19 protein-coding genes are annotated in these 16,721 nt (G+C 36.2%); 17 read left to right on the top strand and 2 right to left on the bottom strand.

Annotated elements, in window-relative coordinates; genetic code table 11:
- Positions 1 to 23 precede the first annotated feature (23 nt).
- Complete coding sequence (locus NST77_RS11610) at positions 24 to 1,487, top strand: glycoside hydrolase family 1 protein (RefSeq protein ID WP_341122990.1); 1,464 nt, start codon at positions 24 to 26, stop codon at positions 1,485 to 1,487.
- Positions 1,488 to 1,595: 108 nt separating this feature from the next.
- Here the strand turns inward: NST77_RS11610 and NST77_RS11605 are convergent, their stop codons facing one another.
- Together NST77_RS11605 and NST77_RS11600 are read right to left on the bottom strand one after the other, a co-directional pair.
- Positions 1,596 to 2,312 (bottom strand): LysM peptidoglycan-binding domain-containing protein, encoded by a 717-nt coding sequence (locus tag NST77_RS11605; RefSeq protein WP_341122989.1) that lies wholly within the window; start codon positions 2,310 to 2,312, stop codon positions 1,596 to 1,598.
- Positions 2,313 to 2,379: 67 nt separating this feature from the next.
- Positions 2,380 to 3,771: an alkaline phosphatase gene (locus NST77_RS11600; RefSeq protein WP_341122988.1), complete on the bottom strand. Its 1,392-nt coding sequence runs from the start codon at positions 3,769 to 3,771 to the stop codon at positions 2,380 to 2,382.
- A 303-nt stretch (positions 3,772 to 4,074) separates the two neighbouring features.
- Between NST77_RS11600 and NST77_RS11595 the strand changes: the two genes are divergently transcribed.
- From NST77_RS11595 to NST77_RS11520, 16 genes are all read left to right on the top strand, one after another.
- On the top strand, positions 4,075 to 4,446 hold the full coding sequence (locus NST77_RS11595) for a VOC family protein (protein ID WP_123257911.1): 372 nt from the start codon (positions 4,075 to 4,077) through the stop codon (positions 4,444 to 4,446).
- Positions 4,447 to 5,175: 729 nt separating this feature from the next.
- Complete coding sequence (gene spoIIIAA / locus NST77_RS11590; RefSeq protein ID WP_095332841.1) at positions 5,176 to 6,102, top strand: stage III sporulation protein AA; 927 nt, start codon at positions 5,176 to 5,178, stop codon at positions 6,100 to 6,102.
- Positions 6,103 to 6,618: a stage III sporulation protein SpoIIIAB gene (gene spoIIIAB / locus NST77_RS11585; protein ID WP_163186043.1), complete on the top strand. Its 516-nt coding sequence runs from the start codon at positions 6,103 to 6,105 to the stop codon at positions 6,616 to 6,618.
- Between the two features lie 17 nt (positions 6,619 to 6,635).
- Positions 6,636 to 6,842: a stage III sporulation protein AC gene (gene spoIIIAC, locus NST77_RS11580; RefSeq protein ID WP_016204918.1), complete on the top strand. Its 207-nt coding sequence runs from the start codon at positions 6,636 to 6,638 to the stop codon at positions 6,840 to 6,842.
- 8 nt (positions 6,843 to 6,850) lie between these two features.
- Entirely contained in the window at positions 6,851 to 7,246 is a 396-nt protein-coding gene (gene spoIIIAD, locus NST77_RS11575; protein ID WP_047941134.1) for a stage III sporulation protein AD, read from the top strand.
- Positions 7,247 to 7,278: 32 nt separating this feature from the next.
- On the top strand, positions 7,279 to 8,511 hold the full coding sequence (gene spoIIIAE, locus NST77_RS11570; protein WP_095332845.1) for a stage III sporulation protein AE: 1,233 nt from the start codon (positions 7,279 to 7,281) through the stop codon (positions 8,509 to 8,511).
- 15 nt (positions 8,512 to 8,526) lie between these two features.
- Complete coding sequence (gene spoIIIAF / locus NST77_RS11565) at positions 8,527 to 9,159, top strand: stage III sporulation protein AF (RefSeq protein WP_123257909.1); 633 nt, start codon at positions 8,527 to 8,529, stop codon at positions 9,157 to 9,159.
- A complete protein-coding gene (gene spoIIIAG, locus NST77_RS11560) occupies positions 9,152 to 9,805 on the top strand; it encodes a stage III sporulation protein AG (RefSeq protein WP_123257908.1) in 654 nt (217 codons plus the stop codon). Before spoIIIAF ends, spoIIIAG begins: the two co-directional genes overlap by 8 nt.
- 13 nt (positions 9,806 to 9,818) lie before the next feature.
- Positions 9,819 to 10,385: a SpoIIIAH-like family protein gene (locus NST77_RS11555; RefSeq protein WP_341122987.1), complete on the top strand. Its 567-nt coding sequence runs from the start codon at positions 9,819 to 9,821 to the stop codon at positions 10,383 to 10,385.
- 577 nt (positions 10,386 to 10,962) lie between these two features.
- Positions 10,963 to 11,436 (top strand): acetyl-CoA carboxylase biotin carboxyl carrier protein, encoded by a 474-nt coding sequence (accB, locus tag NST77_RS11550; RefSeq protein WP_095332853.1) that lies wholly within the window; start codon positions 10,963 to 10,965, stop codon positions 11,434 to 11,436.
- A gap of 17 nt (positions 11,437 to 11,453) precedes the next feature.
- A complete protein-coding gene (accC, locus tag NST77_RS11545) occupies positions 11,454 to 12,812 on the top strand; it encodes an acetyl-CoA carboxylase biotin carboxylase subunit (protein ID WP_047941128.1) in 1,359 nt (452 codons plus the stop codon).
- A gap of 15 nt (positions 12,813 to 12,827) precedes the next feature.
- A complete protein-coding gene (locus NST77_RS11540; protein ID WP_095332855.1) occupies positions 12,828 to 13,235 on the top strand; it encodes an Asp23/Gls24 family envelope stress response protein in 408 nt (135 codons plus the stop codon).
- Between the two features lie 274 nt (positions 13,236 to 13,509).
- Positions 13,510 to 13,902 carry a transcription antitermination factor NusB gene (gene nusB, locus NST77_RS11535; RefSeq protein ID WP_047941126.1) on the top strand — a complete coding sequence of 131 codons (393 nt, stop codon included), beginning with the start codon at positions 13,510 to 13,512 and terminating at the stop codon, positions 13,900 to 13,902.
- Between the two features lie 192 nt (positions 13,903 to 14,094).
- Positions 14,095 to 15,441 (top strand): exodeoxyribonuclease VII large subunit, encoded by a 1,347-nt coding sequence (gene xseA / locus NST77_RS11530; protein WP_095332857.1) that lies wholly within the window; start codon positions 14,095 to 14,097, stop codon positions 15,439 to 15,441.
- Positions 15,442 to 15,443: 2 nt separating this feature from the next.
- Positions 15,444 to 15,683: an exodeoxyribonuclease VII small subunit gene (xseB, locus tag NST77_RS11525; RefSeq protein WP_047941124.1), complete on the top strand. Its 240-nt coding sequence runs from the start codon at positions 15,444 to 15,446 to the stop codon at positions 15,681 to 15,683.
- A gap of 3 nt (positions 15,684 to 15,686) precedes the next feature.
- On the top strand, positions 15,687 to 16,580 hold the full coding sequence (locus tag NST77_RS11520; protein WP_341122986.1) for a polyprenyl synthetase family protein: 894 nt from the start codon (positions 15,687 to 15,689) through the stop codon (positions 16,578 to 16,580).
- Positions 16,581 to 16,721: the final 141 nt, after the last annotated feature.

The following is a 16,721-nucleotide window of genomic DNA, read 5'->3' as shown; positions in this document are numbered from 1 at the left end:
AGGAAAAGGAAGGGACAGAAGTTATGTACCATAAACAATTGGATGACTTTCCAGCCGATTTTCTATGGGGAGCTGCATCTGCTGCGTACCAAATTGAAGGAGCTTGGAATGTTGATGGAAAAGGACCGTCTATTTGGGATACTTTCTCTAAAATAAAAGGAAAAACATATGAAGGAACAACTGGAGATGTAGCCGTCGATCATTATCATCTATACAAGGATGATGTGAGATTGATGGTAGAAATGGGTTTAAAGGCATATCGCTTTAGCATTTCTTGGAGCAGAGTAATCCCAGATGGAGACGGTCAGGTGAATGAAGCAGGTTTATTATTTTATGAAAGATTAGTAGATGAGTTATTGGTTAATAAGATTGAACCGGTTATCACTCTTTATCACTGGGATTTACCACTATCATTACAGGAGCGCTTTAATGGCTGGGAGTCTCGAGAAACAATTAAAGCCTTTAAAAAATATTGTGAAGTGTTATATCGTAGATTGGGAAAAAAGGTTACTTACTGGGTATCCATGAATGAACAAAATGTTTTCACCACACTTGGTTACCGATGGGCCATACATCCACCTGCGGTTACCGATTTAAAAAGAATGTATGAAGCCAATCATATTATTAATCTTGCAAATGCGGAAGCAATTAAGTTATTTCATGAAATAGTACCGAATGGAAAGATCGGACCAAGTTTTGGGTATGGACCGATGTACCCTTTAAATGCAGATCCAGCTAATGTATTAGCTGCAGAAAATGGCGAGGCATTTAACAATGATTGGTGGCTAGATGTATATTGTAAAGGAACTTATCCAAAGTTTGTCAAGAAACAACTAGAGAGACTTGGAATTGCTCCCACCGTTTTGAAAGAAGATGAAATTTTATTAAAATCCGCTAAACCAGACTTTTTAGGTATTAATTATTACCATGGTGGTACAGCACAGCAAAATCGACTGGAGCTTGCTGACAAGAATGGCGAAAAAGAATTTTCAGGAACTGATCCATATTTAATGCAGCCTAAAAGCGGCCAAGCAGTATCTCCAGAGATTCCGATGTTTAATGCAGTCGACAATCCATATTTGCAAAAGACAGATTGGGGATGGGAAATAGATCCAATTGGTTTTCGAATCGCATTAAGAAGAGTACAGGCAAGATATGATTTACCAATTTTTATTACTGAAAATGGCTTAGGTGCTATTGACACAATCGCTGAGGATGGCCGCATAAAGGATCATTACCGTATTGATTATTTAAAAAAGCATATAATAGAAATGAAAAAAGCAATAACAGATGGAGTGGACATTATCGGGTATTGCGCATGGTCCTTTACTGATTTATTAAGTTGGTTGAATGGATATAAAAAACGTTACGGTTTTGTTTTTGTAAATAGAACGGAGCATGAAGAAAAGGATTTAAGAAGGATACCGAAAGAAAGCTATTATTGGTATAAGCAGCTTATTTTAGAAAATGGTGTGTCGATTAAATAGCGGAAAACAACCCCCTGTTTTAAAGAAATTAATAAATATACTTAACTCAAACTTCTATTTCCAAAAAATAAGAGTTTGTCTACAGTCTAAGAGTAGGATAAATATAAATTATCCTACTCTTAGTTTTTGGCCAGGGTAAATTTTGTCTACATTTTTCAATTGATTCCATTCCTTTATTTTTCCCGCACTTGTATGAAAATTTTTTGCTATTCGGCTGACTGTATCTCCTTTTTTCACCACATAATAGACAGCCTTTTGGGATGGTATTTTAATTTTTTGTCCGACATTGATGATATCTTGGTTTTCTATCTGGTTAAAAGCACGTAGAACTTTAATTGTTGTCTCATACTTTCTGCTAATTTGATACAGGGTATCTCCTTTTTTTACAATATATTCTGTATTACGTGAGGGGGTTGTATTAGAATCTGATTCGAAATATGGTAATGGATTGACTGCGTTAGATTTATTGATATTCCAACGACCAATGTGTAATTCAAAGTGCAAATGCTGACCTGTTGATTCTCCTGTACTCCCCATAATGCCAATAACTTGTCCTTTTTTTACATAATCGCCAACCTTCACTTTTCGAGATCCTCTTTTCAAATGCGCATACACTGTTTCATATTCTTGTCCAGATATTTTATGAAGAATCATAATGCATTCTCCGTAACTCGCCGAGTAATAGGATCTGCTGACAATCCCGTCAGCACAAGCTTTAATTGCATTGACGCCATTGTGGGCAAAATCTATCCCAAAGTGCATGTTTTTACCAGTTGCACGAAATTCGTTTGATATATATGTCACGGAAGTTGGTTTAGAAAACATATCATATCACCTCATGATAGCATATGATGAAGTGCTTATAATTGGTTGGACTTTCCCTTTTTATTTCTTAGAAGGCATATCCCATAATCGCAGCAATTTTTCTAGGGATATCGGTGTTATCTAAAACACCATGAAATTCTTCTGCTCCTGTCCCAACTGCAAATACAACAATCATATTGCTTGTATGGCCGCCTGTTGAACTAAGCTGCTGGGTGAGTGGATCTACAATTCCTGCATGATAATGGTTCGCGATAATAGTGCCAATTTTCCAGTCCATTTGTTGTTCTCGATATACTTGTCCGTTATTTACTTTCGGATTTATTTGCAGCTGAAGCAGCTCATCTTTCCTGAGGTCTATTCCAGCATAGTCTTTAAAAACTTTCTTTATGCTTTTTGCCGTATAGCCATTATTTGTTTTTTTCTTTATTAATTGCTGAGCCATATAATGAGGGGACGCTGAAACCTTTTTTAAACCACTAATATCTAACGCTTCTGTAGCAGATATGCCCATTGTTTCGTGATCTGCTGCAACAACAACCAATGTATCGTTTCTTTTCTTCGCCCATTCCACACAGTACTTAACCACTTCATCAAATGCAACTGTTTCTTTCCATATACCAGTTATATCAGAAGCATGTGAGGCGTGATCTATTCGACCTCCTTCAATCATTGCAAAAAATCCTTTTTGTTCACTTGATAGCACGTCTAATGCCTTTTTCGTCATTTCCTCCAATGTTGGTTCGGTTGTTTTGATATGACTTCTATCAAGTTGAAAATTCAAATGAGCATCACCGAATAATCCAAGCCATTTTTGGGACTTCGTTTTTTCTAATTCCTCAGCAGTTGTTAGAAAATCATATCCAGCTTTTTTATAAGCATCTATAAGATCTGTTCCCCGTTTATCCTTATGAGTAAAATATTTTTTGCCTCCTCCCATGATAATATCCACCTTATTACTCAATTGTTGTTTAGCAATTTCCTCCTGATCAGCCCATCTATTATTGACGCTTGCGGTAAAGCTGGCAGGTGTGGCATCTGTAACAGAATTTGTTGTGATGATGGCCGTTTTTTTTCCATCTCTTTTAAATTTGTCTAAAATACTATCTACATTTTTTCCTTCTGCTGTAATACCAATCATTCCATTATTTGTTTTCCTTCCAATGGCAAGAGCTGTCCCTCCGGCAGCAGAGTCTGTTACCCGATTATTGCTAGATGAAGTATGAACAATGGCGGTATGGGGAAGCGTTTCTATAAAAAGTCTCCCATTTGCTCCATGTTCAAATAATCGAGCAATCTCCATTTGTCCAACTCCCATACCATCGCCGATGAGCAAGATAACATTCTTTGGTTTCCTCTTTTGTTCCTTACTGAAAGCAGGCTTTTCTGTTCTTGGTTGCATGGAAAGAACAAGAACAAAACTTAGACTGATGGAAATAAAGACGAGAAGCAGTTTTTTCATGTCTTTTTCCCTCCCTACTTTTGGTTTTTTTATTAGGTATAGCTTTTGAAAAAAAGTGGTTTTTTAACCATGTATAACTCAATTGTTTGAAGTCAGCAGATTTTTGTATGTAGTGGAGGTTAGGATAGACGTTCTTTCCCAAAGAATGCATAAATGGCAGAATGTATGATAAAGAGAGTCTACTCTTGGGAAATCAGCTGAAATTCCTTGCAAGGTAGGGATAAACTGCAATAATCAGAAGGAGAAACGTAGGTAGAAAGGGAATTATTTAGTTTATCGGAGTAAAAAAAGGGAGAGAAGATTATGAGTAAATCATTTATTGAACAAGTACATTATATTAGAATTCCTGTAAAAGATTTAGAACTGTCTGCAAGATGGTATAGAGATGTATTAGGGCTCCAGTTACTAAACAATACGGGGGAACTTGCTATTTTAAAAGTAAATGAAGGACCTTTCTTACTTATCTTAGTTCCTACCAACGATGAAACATTTGCACATTTTACAATTGATAATGAAGAAGAATTTAGCATTGGCTTTACAAGTCCACAGTTATCTGAGTTTCATCAACACTTAATGGACAATCAAGTTAAGGTAGAGGATATAAAGGAAGACAATGGTCACTTCTTTTTCCATTTTTATGACCCAAATGGTAATAAGCTTCAAGTCCACTGGTAAGATGAACATAAATTAAATTATCTTTTCCTTAATGAAATAAGATGAGGGTGGGACAAAACAAAATAAATAATGGATAAAGACGAACAATCTAATTTAGTGGTGAATCCAATTCGTTCCATTGCGTTACAGACACTCCCTTTCCGCGGGGAGCAACCTAAGCCTCCTCGGCAAGCCTGTGGGGTCTTAGGCTTTGCTCTATTTCCCGCAGGAGTTGAGTGTCTTCCACTCCATTTCACTCCGTTTTTAAAGAGTATTTTCGTTCCAACATTTTTTTCAAAAGAAAATAAATGGAGCAGCCTGAATACACGGAGACTCCTATGGGAGCTGCGAGAAAGTCCAAGACCCCGCAGGAATGAGGAGGCTTGGCGCTCGCCCCATGGAAAGCGAAGTGTATTCAGGCTGCGGGTGATTACCACATACCTTCTTTCTTAAAATAATAAAAAAACACAAACAATTATACGAATTTTTTTTAGTGTGTACGTATAATTGTTCGGGGTTAGATTTGGTTGAAATACTTATGTCCCACTCCCATATTTTTTTGCCTGAAAAAACAACCTTCGAATACTTGTACCTCAACCATTCTCCTAAAAACAATCAGAAAAAATAGCTGAATTAATGGGGAGATGGCATAAAAAATGAAGACAAGCATACATTTTAATAAGTCATCCTATATATGTCATTACAAAGCAGCCAATCTAAACTAGGAAATTTCATTAAGGAGGAACTATTGTGAATACTATCTATTCTTTTTTGCCTAAAGCAATCGAAAATCTTATCCTCACAATCCCTCCATCAGAAAGATTAGGGATGGAAGAGATTCGAGTACGCATAGGTAGACCTTTAGAAGTATTTATAAATGGACGGTCTATCTTTTTTCCGTTTATTGTTTCGAAAGAGGATGGAAACCAATTATTGAATAAAATCAGTCAGTATTCCGTTTATACAATGGAAGAAGAATTGAAAAGAGGATATATCACGGTTCAAGGTGGACATCGGATTGGCCTAGCAGGCAAGGTCATTTTACAAGATAGCAAAGTTAAGGCAATAAGGGACGTAGCATCTTTTAATATTCGAATTGCAAAGGAGCAAATTGGCATAGCAAATCCATTTATTCCTTATTTATATGATAAAGGGAAATGGCGTCATACGATGATTATTGGTCCTCCACAGACCGGGAAAACGACTTTATTGAGAGATATTGCTAGATTGATTTCTTCGGATGCGGATAATTCTTTAATAAAACCAGCAAAAGTAGGAATTGTGGATGAGCGGTCTGAAATTGCCGGATGCTTGGATGGTATTCCACAAATGACATTTGGTCCTCGTGTAGATGTACTGGATGCTTGTCCAAAAGCAGAAGGAATGATGATGATGATTCGCTCCATGAGTCCAGACGTCCTCATAGTGGATGAGGTTGGTCGGAAAGAGGATGAAGAAGCAATACTAGAAGCAGTCAATGCAGGTATTCAATTAATAATGACTACACATGGTTCAAGCTTGGAAGAAGTAAAAAAACGACCAATGCTTTCTAGCATGATAAAAATGGGCATATTCGAACGATATATTGAATTAAATAGAAGGAAAGGTCCTGGGACTGTAACAGCGATAAAAAATGGACAAGGCCAGTTATTGATGGATGAAATGAAGGTGAAATAAATGATTAAAATAATTGGGGCAATCTTGATCCTTGCTTCTACAAGCTGGGGTGGAATGGAATTTTCCAAGCTATTAAGTCAAAGACCGAAGCAAATACGCGCATTAAAATCTGCCCTGCAATCTTTGGAAGCGGAGATTATGTATGGACATACCCCCTTGCATGAAGCAAGCAGACGCTTAGCTGAACAATTAAATGAACCATTACGTTCCTTTTTTGCCGGTTTTGCAGAACGCTTGCTTAAAGAGGATACAACGGTGAAAGAGGCATGGACAGCCTCTTTGCATGAGATTTGGAAAAAAACAGCGATGAAGGATTCAGAATTAGAAATTATGAAACAATTTGGAGAAACATTAGGAAGGCATGATCGTTTTTCTCAGCAGAAGCAGATCATGTTAACACTTACCCATCTGGAAAGAGAAGAAGAGGAAGCAAGGGAAATACAAGGGAAATATGAAAAAATGATAAGGAGCTTAGGATTTCTTTCGGGTCTGCTGATTGTCATTTTATTGATGTAGTTTAGGAGGAGACTTTTATGGGTTTAGAGGTCGATATTATATTCAAAATCGCTGGTGTTGGAATCGTTGTTGCTTTTTTACACACAATCCTCGACCAAGTCGGCAAAAAAGAATATGCACAGTGGGTCACATTATTTGGATTTATTTACATTCTATTTATGGTAGCGAATATTGTAAATGACTTATTCCAGAAAATCAAAGCAGTATTTTTATTCCAAGGGTAAGGGAGGATATCATCATTGAAATTCTTCAAATAGTTGGAATTGCACTTGTTTCCACATTTTTAGCACTTGTTGTAAAAGAACAAAAGCCAAATATCGCCTTTTTATTAGTTGTTTTTGTCGGGTGTGCCATCTTTCTTTTTCTTGTAGACCAAATAGCTGCAATCATTCAAATGGTGGAAAGGATAGCATTGAATGCAAAAGTAAATACCGTTTATGTCGAAACGATTCTAAAAATAATTGGTATTGCCTATATTGCAGAATTTGCTGTGCAAATTACAAAAGATGCTGGACAAGGATCGATAGCATCTAAGATTGAACTAGCAGGGAAGATATTGATATTGGCAATGGCTGTTCCGATTTTAACCGTCTTAGTAGAAACTATTTTAAATATGATTCCCAATTAACTTAGGAAACCGCTTATTTCGAGGTGAAAAAATTGAAAACAAAGTTGAAAGTCGTCCTACTCGTTATGGCAGCTCTCTTTTTTCTATATCAACCGATTGTACAAGCCTCACCTCATGAATCACAAGACTCACAAGAAGCAGAAGCAGCAGAAGAAATAAAGGAAGAAGGAATGGACCCCACAAAAATAGTTGAATCTCAACTAGAATCTCTGGATCTTAATGAATTAACAACTTTTTGGGATTCCATCAAAACAGAGTATGGTGGATTTTTGCCAGAAAGTCAAAAAGGCAGTCTCTATGATTTTATGACAGGGGATAAAAGCTTTGATTTACAAGGCTTCTTCCATGGGATACTTCAATTTGCTTTCCACGAGATTATTGTAAATGGCAAATTATTAGGTTCGTTAATTCTACTGACTATTTTTAGTGTCATGCTTCAAATGCTTCAGAATTCATTTGAGAAAAGCTCCATCAGTAAGGTAGCATACGCGATTGTCTTTATGGTTTTAATAATTCTTGCATTAAATAGCTTCCATGTTGCTATCACTTATGCAAGTGATGCTATTTCGAAAATGACCCATTTTATATTAGCCTTTGTCCCGTTATTGCTTGCCCTTATGGCAGCCTCTGGCGGCGCCATATCTGCTGCCTTCTTTCATCCGGTTATCTTATTTTTGATGAATACAAGCGGTATGTTAATTGAATATATTGTGCTGCCCCTATTATTCTTATCAACCCTGCTTCATGTTGTCAGCAGTTTGTCCGAGCAATATAAAGTTACTCAGCTCGCCAATTTGCTGCGTAATATTAGCATTGGGATTTTGGGTATTTTCTTAACAATCTTCTTAGGAGTAATTTCTGTGCAAGGAGCATCATCTGCAATCACAGATGGAATTACAATTAAAACAGCTAAGTTTGTAACTGGTAATTTCATCCCGGTGATTGGACGGATGTTTACCGATGCAACAGATACGGTCATTAATGCTTCATTATTATTAAAAAACACGGTTGGAATCGCAGGAGTTGTTATTCTCCTTCTTCTCGTAGCATTTCCTGCCATAAAAATTTTAATGATTTCCTTTATCTATAAATTTGCAGCAGCCATTCTCCAGCCAATTGGCGGCGGGCCAGTTATTAAATGTTTAGATGTTATTAGTAAAAGTGTCATTTATGTCTTTGCGGCACTTGCAATTGTATCCCTAATGTTTTTTCTAAGCATTACAGTGATCATTGTTGCCAGTAATCTGACGATGATGGTTAGGTAAAAAGGGGGCGAAAGAATGAATTTTATTACAGAATGGGTAACAAATATTATTCTCTTTATACTGTTAGCAACGGTTGTGGATATGCTATTGCCTAACTCTACTTTTCAGAAATATGCAAAGATGGTCGCAGGCCTGCTCCTAATAACCGTCATTTTAACACCTGTATTTAAGCTGATATCCAGTGACTTTGAAGCCGTGTTTTCAGCTAGTGCAATGGGTGAACCTGAACAAAAAAATATGAATAATTCCATTGAATTAAAAAAAAGAGAAATACAAGCCTCACTTGATGAATATACATTAAATAAAATGGCTGTCCAATTAAAAGAGGATGCAAATGAGGAGTTGATAGCAAATTACGGAATGGAGATTAATTCAATTCAATTATCAATTGACAAAGAAAAGGAGGGTGGCTTTCCTGCAAATCTAACTGAAATGGTTATTCATATGAAGGAAAGCCAGGATCCCAATAATGTTGTGGAAGCTGTAAGCCCTGTTCGAATTGATACACAGCAACCTCTTCTTGATAAAAAGGAAACAAAACAAATGGACACAGAAAGTATTATTTCCTTTCTTTCTGAAAAGTGGGAAGTGCGAAATGATGCAATTGTAATTATGTACGAAGGAGGGGAGGAGGGGAAAAATGGATAAAAAGGACAAAGGGCCATTAAGCTGGTTGAAAAATATTCTGTCAAATGACGGAAACGAAAAAAAACAGGGGAAAACCACTTATATTGTCATCGTTGTATTATTTGGAGTCGCCATTATGCTGTTAAGCAATATGTTCTTTAAAGACAATAATAAAGCTCAAGAAGTCGCTGCTTATAATAATGAAGCTTCTTCTGAAGAGGCGGAGGAGACATTTGGGCAAAAAGCCAATAGTAGTAATTTAACTATTGCTGATTATGAAGAACAATATAAAAAAGAAATTAAAGAAGCAATATCAGCGATAGCAGGGGTTAAGGATGCAATTGTCTATGTAAATATAGAGGGATCAGAAAAGAAAGTATATGAAAAAAACCAATCCCAAACGATCCAGAAAACAGAAGAAAAGGATACACAGGGAGGTAATCGAAATGTGGAAGAAACATCGAATGAAGAAACAGTTGTATTAGTACCAAATGGAGATAAACAAGTTCCGATTGTAGTGGAGACGATGAAACCTAAAATAGCCGGAGTTCTCGTTGTTGCAAAAGGAGCTGGAGATATAAAAGTAAAAACAATGATTGTTGAAGCAGTTACTCGGGCGCTGGATGTTCCTAGTCATAGAGTTTCTGTACAACCTAAACAAAACTAAGGGGGAAGAATAGATGTTATTAAAAAAGCAAACGGTATGGTTGTTAACAATGTTAAGCTTGGTAGTTGTGTTGTCGGTATACTATATTACTTCACCGGAATCCCGATTAAATGAATTTGCAGCAACAGAGGAAGATAATAATAAAGCAAAGGGCAATGATGCAGAAGAAGCAAAAGAAGCAGCCAAAGATAGCAAAGGAGAAAGCACAGTTACTACTACAGATTCTGAAGCAGTATTTGAACAAATGCGCCTAGATTTAATGGAACAACGTGACAAAATGAAAGAAGAGTTAGTAAGCATTCAAGGATCTAAAGATAAAACAGCAGAAGAAAAAAATGAAGCTACTGAAAAAATCAATGAACTTCAAGAAATGACAGATAATGAAAAGATAATGGAAAGCCTTATTAAAGCAGAAAACTATGATGATGTACTTGTTCAGACTGCTGATGATGGCACAGTAAAAGTAACAGTGAAAGCAGAAGAACTTTCCGCAGATGCTGCCAATGAAATCGTTCAGCTTGTCCGCAAAAATATGGATGCACCAAATGCAAATGTTGCGGTAAAAATTGATCCGAAATAAATAGAGATTGAAGCAGCAAGGACAAGAAGAGGGGAAAAGCGAATAGTACGTTTAAAACTGTAGATCACTGCTAGTAAGTGACTACAGTTTTTTAAATAGATCAGCACGAGTAGCAGGAAGATAATGAAGCTTTCTCCTCAACATATCTTATCTCTTTGGAGAAGTTCAGTTAAGCGTATTTGAAAGTGAAATTAGATAATTCGAAGAGCAGCAGTCTCATTTAAGAAAATAGCATGGAATTTTAAAACGACGGTTATGAGGGGAAAACTTCCGATATTCTTTCAGAAGCTTTCCTCCTCACGATAATTAATTTTTGCTCTTTTTTTAAAGTAAATATAATAGTAAGCGATTTCGGATAATTGGTCAGCTTTAATTAGTTATTTTAAAAAGATAGTGGTATGATAAGTAGGTAGAAAGAGAGATGATTTCCTACAGATTTAGCTTTCTGAGAAAAATTTGAAAAAAGATTTAGTAGCAAAAAAGTCATGTTTTAAAGATGCATATTGAATTATCATAAGGTCTTATCGTATGATATTAGTATCTAGTCCTAATAGAATGATTTAAGGGGTGCAATTATATGTTAAAGATTTCAGAAATAAAAGAACTAATAAAATTAATAGATGAATCGACTATTAGCAATTTTTTATATGAACAAGATGGTGTGAAAGTTGAAATTCAAAAGAACGTTGGGGAAATAGTAGCACAAGCTCCAGTTGTGACAAAAACCATTCAACAACAAGAAGCCAAAGCAACAAAAGAGGTAGCAGTAGAAAGTGTAGTTGCAGACACACCTGTTAAATCAAGTGATGATAACTTACATAAAATTACTTCTCCAATGGTAGGAACTTTTTATCAATCAGCCTCTCCAGACTCTCCTTCATTTGTAAAAGTGGGGGATAAGGTTACAAAGGATTCTGTTGTTTGTATCGTAGAAGCGATGAAGCTATTTAACGAAATTACAGCAGAAGTAGATGGCGAAATTGTAGAAATCCTTGTAAAAGATGGAGAACTTGTTGAGTACGGGGAACCATTATTCCTAGTAAAGGCGTAACAAAGAGGGGTTAATCCATGATAAAAAAACTATTAATCGCAAATAGAGGAGAAATAGCTGTTCGTATTATCAGAGCTTGTCGGGAGCTGGATATTCAAACGGTAGCTATATACTCAGAAGCAGATCGTGAGGCTTTACATGTCCAAATCGCAGATGAAGCATATTGTGTTGGACCAAAAGCTTCAAAAGACAGTTATTTAAACTTTACAAACATAATTAGTGTAGCAACTTTAACAGGATGTGATGCTATCCATCCTGGATATGGTTTTTTAGCAGAGAACGCTGACTTTGCAGAACTTTGCAGAGATTGCAAAATCACGTTTGTAGGACCTAGTCCAGAGGCTATTAATAAAATGGGGACAAAAGATGTTGCAAGAGAAACAATGCGTCAGGCAGGTGTGCCAATTGTACCTGGTTCCCAAGGCATTATTAAAGATGTAGAAGAGGGAATGGAATTAGCAAAAGAAATAGGATATCCAGTAATTATTAAAGCTACAGCAGGTGGCGGTGGTAAAGGTATCCGTGTAGCCAAAACAGAAGAAGAGTTGATTAAGGGGATTAACATTACCCAGCAAGAAGCATTAACGGCGTTTGGAAATGCAGGTGTATATTTAGAAAAATATATCGAGGACTTCCGCCATGTTGAGGTACAAGTGCTTGCTGATAATTATGGGAATGTCATTCACTTGGGCGAAAGAGATTGCTCGATTCAGCGAAGATTACAGAAGCTGTTGGAAGAAACACCATCTCCAGTATTAACTGAAGAAATGCGGGCGAAAATGGGAGATGCTGCTGTAAAAGCTGCAGCTGCAGTAAATTATACAGGTGCAGGAACTGTTGAATTTATCTTTGATTATCAGAATCAAGCATTTTACTTCATGGAAATGAATACTCGTATTCAAGTAGAACACCCAGTAACAGAAATGGTAACAGGTATTGATTTAATTAAAGAACAAATACTAGTTGCATCAGGTAAACCTCTTGAACATAATCAAAAGGATGTTACATTTACTGGCTGGGCAATTGAATGCCGTATCAATGCAGAAAATCCTGCGAAAAATTTCATGCCTTCACCAGGGAAAATTAAGATGTATTTACCGCCAGGTGGTTTAGGAGTACGTATTGATTCAGCTGCTTATCCTGGTTACACGATCCCTCCGTACTATGATAGTATGATTGCGAAAGTGATTGCCTATGGATCTACTAGACAAGAAGCTATTTCCCGCATGAAACGAGCACTGAGTGAATTTGTAATCGAAGGTGTCGATACGACGATTCCGTTTCACTTAAATCTCCTTAATCATGAAAAGTTTGTGGCAGGCAACTTCAACACAAAGTTTTTAGAAATGTATGATTTAATGAAATCAGAAGATTAAAAGGAGGAATAGGTAATGAGCGAAACAACAAGTTTAGAAATGAACCAAGAGTATACTGGTCTAGGAAAAGTAGAAATTGCTCCTGAAGTAATTGAGGTTATCGCAAGTATTGCTGCTTCTGAAGTAGAAGGTGTTGCACAAATGAGAAGCAATTTTGCATCTGGTGTTGTGGAAAAGTTCGGGAAAAAGCTCCATAACAAAGGTATAAAAGTCGACCTCAGTGAAGAAGGAATAAAAGTGGAAGTATTTTGTGTAATGAATTTTGGTGTATCTATTCCGCATGTTGCTCAGCAAATTCAAGATAACATTCGTCAAACGTTAATCAATATGACTGGCTTGGAAACAGAGGAAGTAAATATTCATATTGTTGGTGTTCAGTTCGAAACAGCAAAACAAGAACCTGAATTACAGCAAGAAATGTAAGGAATAATACGCCCTAAAATTAGCATAGAGTGACTTTAAATAACAAAGGCTGAACTGGAAAGAACAAAATAGCAACTAATAGGTATTCCTCTTAGTTGCTATAAGTTTTTTCTATGGACAGTCTTTGTTTTTGTGAGAATGACCAGAATAGTAAACTAATTATAGGTTTTTTTCTTGTAAGATAGAGTTTTGTTTTTATTTATGCTATTATTCATGTAGCATAGATAAATAGGTTGTCTTAAACCTATGGAAGGATTTTAAAGGAGCTTAAATAATGAAGAGAAGAACTGCCAGAGAAAAGGCCTTACAGGCACTATTTCAAATTGATATTAGTGATATAGACAAAGAAACAGCAATAGAGCATGTATTAGAAGGAGAAAAATCTGATCCCTACCTTACAAAATTAGTGGATGGGGTATTAAATAATCAAGTTTCTATTGATGAAACCATAAAGCAATATTTAGAAAATTGGACGTTAGAAAGAATTGCAAATGTAGACCGAAACATTCTACGTCTTGCCACATATGAAATGATTTATGGACAAGCAGATGATGTACCTGTAAATGTTGCGATTGATGAAGCTGTTGAGATTGCCAAACTTTATGGTGATGATCAATCTGGTAGATTTGTTAATGGATTATTATCAAAGATAAAAGAAAATCAGTAATATTAAGAGAAACGTTGGTTTGATGAAAAAGACTGATTAGTGGACAATGTAAATCTATTTTGGAATATCAGCAAATATGATTTGTTATCATCCTAAATTGTTTCCTTCTATAACCTATAAACATGAATGATTAAGGGATGTGGTGTACGATACTACACCCCTTTTTCCATCCTGTATAAGGAGTTTTTATAAATGGAATCACGGTATTTAACGGTACATGCTTTGACGAAATACATAAAAAGAAAATTTGATGCAGATCCTCATTTACAGCAAGTCATGGTAAAAGGCGAAATATCCAATTTTAAGCAACATTCAAGTGGGCATATGTATTTCACCTTAAAAGACGAGAAAGCCAGAATTTTAGCAGTTATGTTTGCCCGGAATAATCAGCAAATGAAGTTTACGCCTGAAAATGGGATGAAAGTGCTGATTAAAGCAAGTGTTACCGTTTATGAATCAAGCGGGCAATATCAAATGTATGTGGTGGATATGCAGCCAGATGGCATTGGTCAGCTCTATCTTGCTTATGAACAGTTGAAAGCTAAATTGGAACAAGAAGGATTGTTTCTTGCAGACCATAAACAGGCAATCCCTAAATATCCGAAAACCATTGGTGTTATTACCTCACCGACCGGAGCTGCGATTAGAGACATTATTACAACCATTAAAAGACGCTACCCTATTGCAAACATCCAAATCTATCCTGCGTTAGTACAAGGTGAAGCAGCGGCTCCTTCTATTGTAAAGGCAATTCAACGGGCGAATGAACAGGAGTCTCCTGCAATTGATGTCCTCATAGTAGGCAGGGGCGGCGGTTCCATTGAAGAATTATGGGCTTTTAATGAAGAAATCGTTGCCAGAGCCATTTTTACTTCCAGAATTCCCATTATTTCTGCTGTCGGTCACGAAACAGACTTTACCATTGCAGATTTCGTTGCAGATATGCGTGCACCGACACCAACTGGTGCAGCAGAGCTTGCTGTTCCTCATATCGATGAGCTAGTTGAACGAATTTATTCTAGACAAAGCCGTTTAATAAGAGGGATAAAAGAAAAAGTAGAATTGCAAAAGTTACGTTTAAATAGAATTCAACGTTCCTATGCTTTTCGTTATCCTAAGGTTTTATACGATCAAAAAATGGAGCAATTAGACAAACAGACAGAATTATTAATACGAAATGTACAAAGAGTTTTTGAGCAAAAGAATAATCAGCATCAATTAATACAAAAGCAGCTAGTAAGAAATCACCCACATCAATATGTGATGAAGGCACAACAAGATTTGGCTAATTTACAAAAAAATATGATTCGTAATACGGAGCTAATTCTTCAAACTAAAAAGCAGTCTTTTCTTTCGACAATAGGAAAGATGGATGCATTAAGTCCGTTGAAGATAATGGAAAGAGGCTACAATGTAGCATATGATCAAAATGGGAAATTAATAGCCAGTATAAAGCAAGTTAAGCCTAAGGAGCATATTGAATTAAACTTGGCCGATGGTACGGTACAGGCAGAAATTATGGAGATAAAGGAGAGATAAACATGGCAACTAATCGAGAAAATAAGCCAACCTTTGAAGAAGCGATGGAAGAATTAGAACGAATCGTTGAAAAACTAGAAGAAGGAGACGTTCCTTTAGAAGAGGCTATCAACACGTATAAAAAAGGAATGGAGCTTTCTAAATACTGTCATGAAAAATTAAAAAATGTCGAAGAACAATTAGCGGAAGTAGTGCTAGAAAACGGCAAAAAACAACCTTTTTCTATCGCTGAGGAGGAATAACACTTGAATAAAATTTCTTTGTCAGCATTTACAAAAGACTATAAAGAAGTACTAGAAAAAGAATTAAAGAAAAATGTCGAGAAGCTTAATGCTCCTTCCAGTTTAAAAGATTCCATGCTCTATTCCTTAAATGCAGGGGGGAAGAGAATCCGACCACTGCTTTTATTTGCTACCCTCAAAGCATTTGGAAGAGATCCACTTGAAGGTTTGCTGCCAGCGACTGCCATTGAAATGATTCATACTTATTCTTTGATTCATGATGATTTACCAAGTATGGATGATGATGACTTGCGGAGAGGCTTACCGACGAATCATAAAGTTTACGGAGAAGCGACTGCTATTTTAGCAGGTGATGCACTTCTTACATATAGTTTTCAAATCATGACATATATGACAAACCAGAATATCCCATCCGATAAGATTCTTGCTAGTATTGGCTTTTTAGCAAAAGCAGCTGGAGCAGAAGGGATGGTAGGTGGACAAGTTGCTGATATTGAAGGGGAAAGCAAGACGTTAAATCAAAGTGATCTTGAACATATACATCTACATAAAACAGGAAAGATGTTAGAAGTAAGTATCATAATTGGCGCGTTATTAGCAGATGCTACTAGCACGGAATTGGAAACATTAAAACGTTTTGCTTATCATCTAGGCTTAGCCTTCCAAATTAGAGACGATATTCTCGATTTAGAAGGGGATGAAGAAGTGATTGGAAAGCCAATTGGCAGCGATACGGATAACCATAAAAGCACCTATCCGAAAATATTAACAATGGATGGAGCAAAAAAAGAATTAGAGCTGCATATTAAACAGGCTAAAGACCTTCTTTCCGGTTTAAATTTTGATCGTTTCCTATTAGAAGAAATTACAGATTTAATTGGCTATAGAAATAATTAAAATATCTTTACTAAACGGTTTAAAAGCTTTTTATAGATGGTATATAATAAAACTAAGCGAAATATATATTAGGAAATATTATTTAGAATAACGAATAACACATATTAGGGTGTCTCAATATTTGACATTGCTAATGCTTTT

Origin of the sequence: Niallia sp. FSL W8-0177 (genome assembly GCF_038006285.1) — a bacterium.
Taxonomy (GTDB): Bacteria; Bacillota; Bacilli; order Bacillales; family Cytobacillaceae; genus Niallia; species Niallia circulans_A.
Note: the sequence above shows the minus strand (reverse complement) of the source record. Positions and strands in the feature narration are given on the sequence as shown.

Bases quoted from the DNA above. Each gene is read 5' to 3' on its own strand.
- NST77_RS11595 (WP_123257911.1), top strand. From the start codon at position 4,075: ATGAGTAAATCATTTATTGAACAAGTACATTATATTAGAATTCCTGTA.
- NST77_RS11555 (WP_341122987.1), top strand. From the start codon at position 9,819: ATGTTATTAAAAAAGCAAACGGTATGGTTGTTAACAATGTTAAGCTTG.
- accC (WP_047941128.1), top strand. From the start codon at position 11,454: ATGATAAAAAAACTATTAATCGCAAATAGAGGAGAAATAGCTGTTCGT.
- NST77_RS11610 (WP_341122990.1), top strand. From the start codon at position 24: ATGTACCATAAACAATTGGATGACTTTCCAGCCGATTTTCTATGGGGA.
- spoIIIAC (WP_016204918.1), top strand. From the start codon at position 6,636: ATGGGTTTAGAGGTCGATATTATATTCAAAATCGCTGGTGTTGGAATC.
- NST77_RS11605 (WP_341122989.1), bottom strand. From the start codon at position 2,312: ATGTTTTCTAAACCAACTTCCGTGACATATATATCAAACGAATTTCGT.
- accB (WP_095332853.1), top strand. From the start codon at position 10,963: ATGTTAAAGATTTCAGAAATAAAAGAACTAATAAAATTAATAGATGAA.
- NST77_RS11540 (WP_095332855.1), top strand. From the start codon at position 12,828: ATGAGCGAAACAACAAGTTTAGAAATGAACCAAGAGTATACTGGTCTA.
- spoIIIAG (WP_123257908.1), top strand. From the start codon at position 9,152: ATGGATAAAAAGGACAAAGGGCCATTAAGCTGGTTGAAAAATATTCTG.
- xseA (WP_095332857.1), top strand. From the start codon at position 14,095: ATGGAATCACGGTATTTAACGGTACATGCTTTGACGAAATACATAAAA.
- spoIIIAF (WP_123257909.1), top strand. From the start codon at position 8,527: ATGAATTTTATTACAGAATGGGTAACAAATATTATTCTCTTTATACTG.
- xseB (WP_047941124.1), top strand. From the start codon at position 15,444: ATGGCAACTAATCGAGAAAATAAGCCAACCTTTGAAGAAGCGATGGAA.
- nusB (WP_047941126.1), top strand. From the start codon at position 13,510: ATGAAGAGAAGAACTGCCAGAGAAAAGGCCTTACAGGCACTATTTCAA.
- NST77_RS11600 (WP_341122988.1), bottom strand. From the start codon at position 3,771: ATGAAAAAACTGCTTCTCGTCTTTATTTCCATCAGTCTAAGTTTTGTT.
- spoIIIAB (WP_163186043.1), top strand. From the start codon at position 6,103: ATGATTAAAATAATTGGGGCAATCTTGATCCTTGCTTCTACAAGCTGG.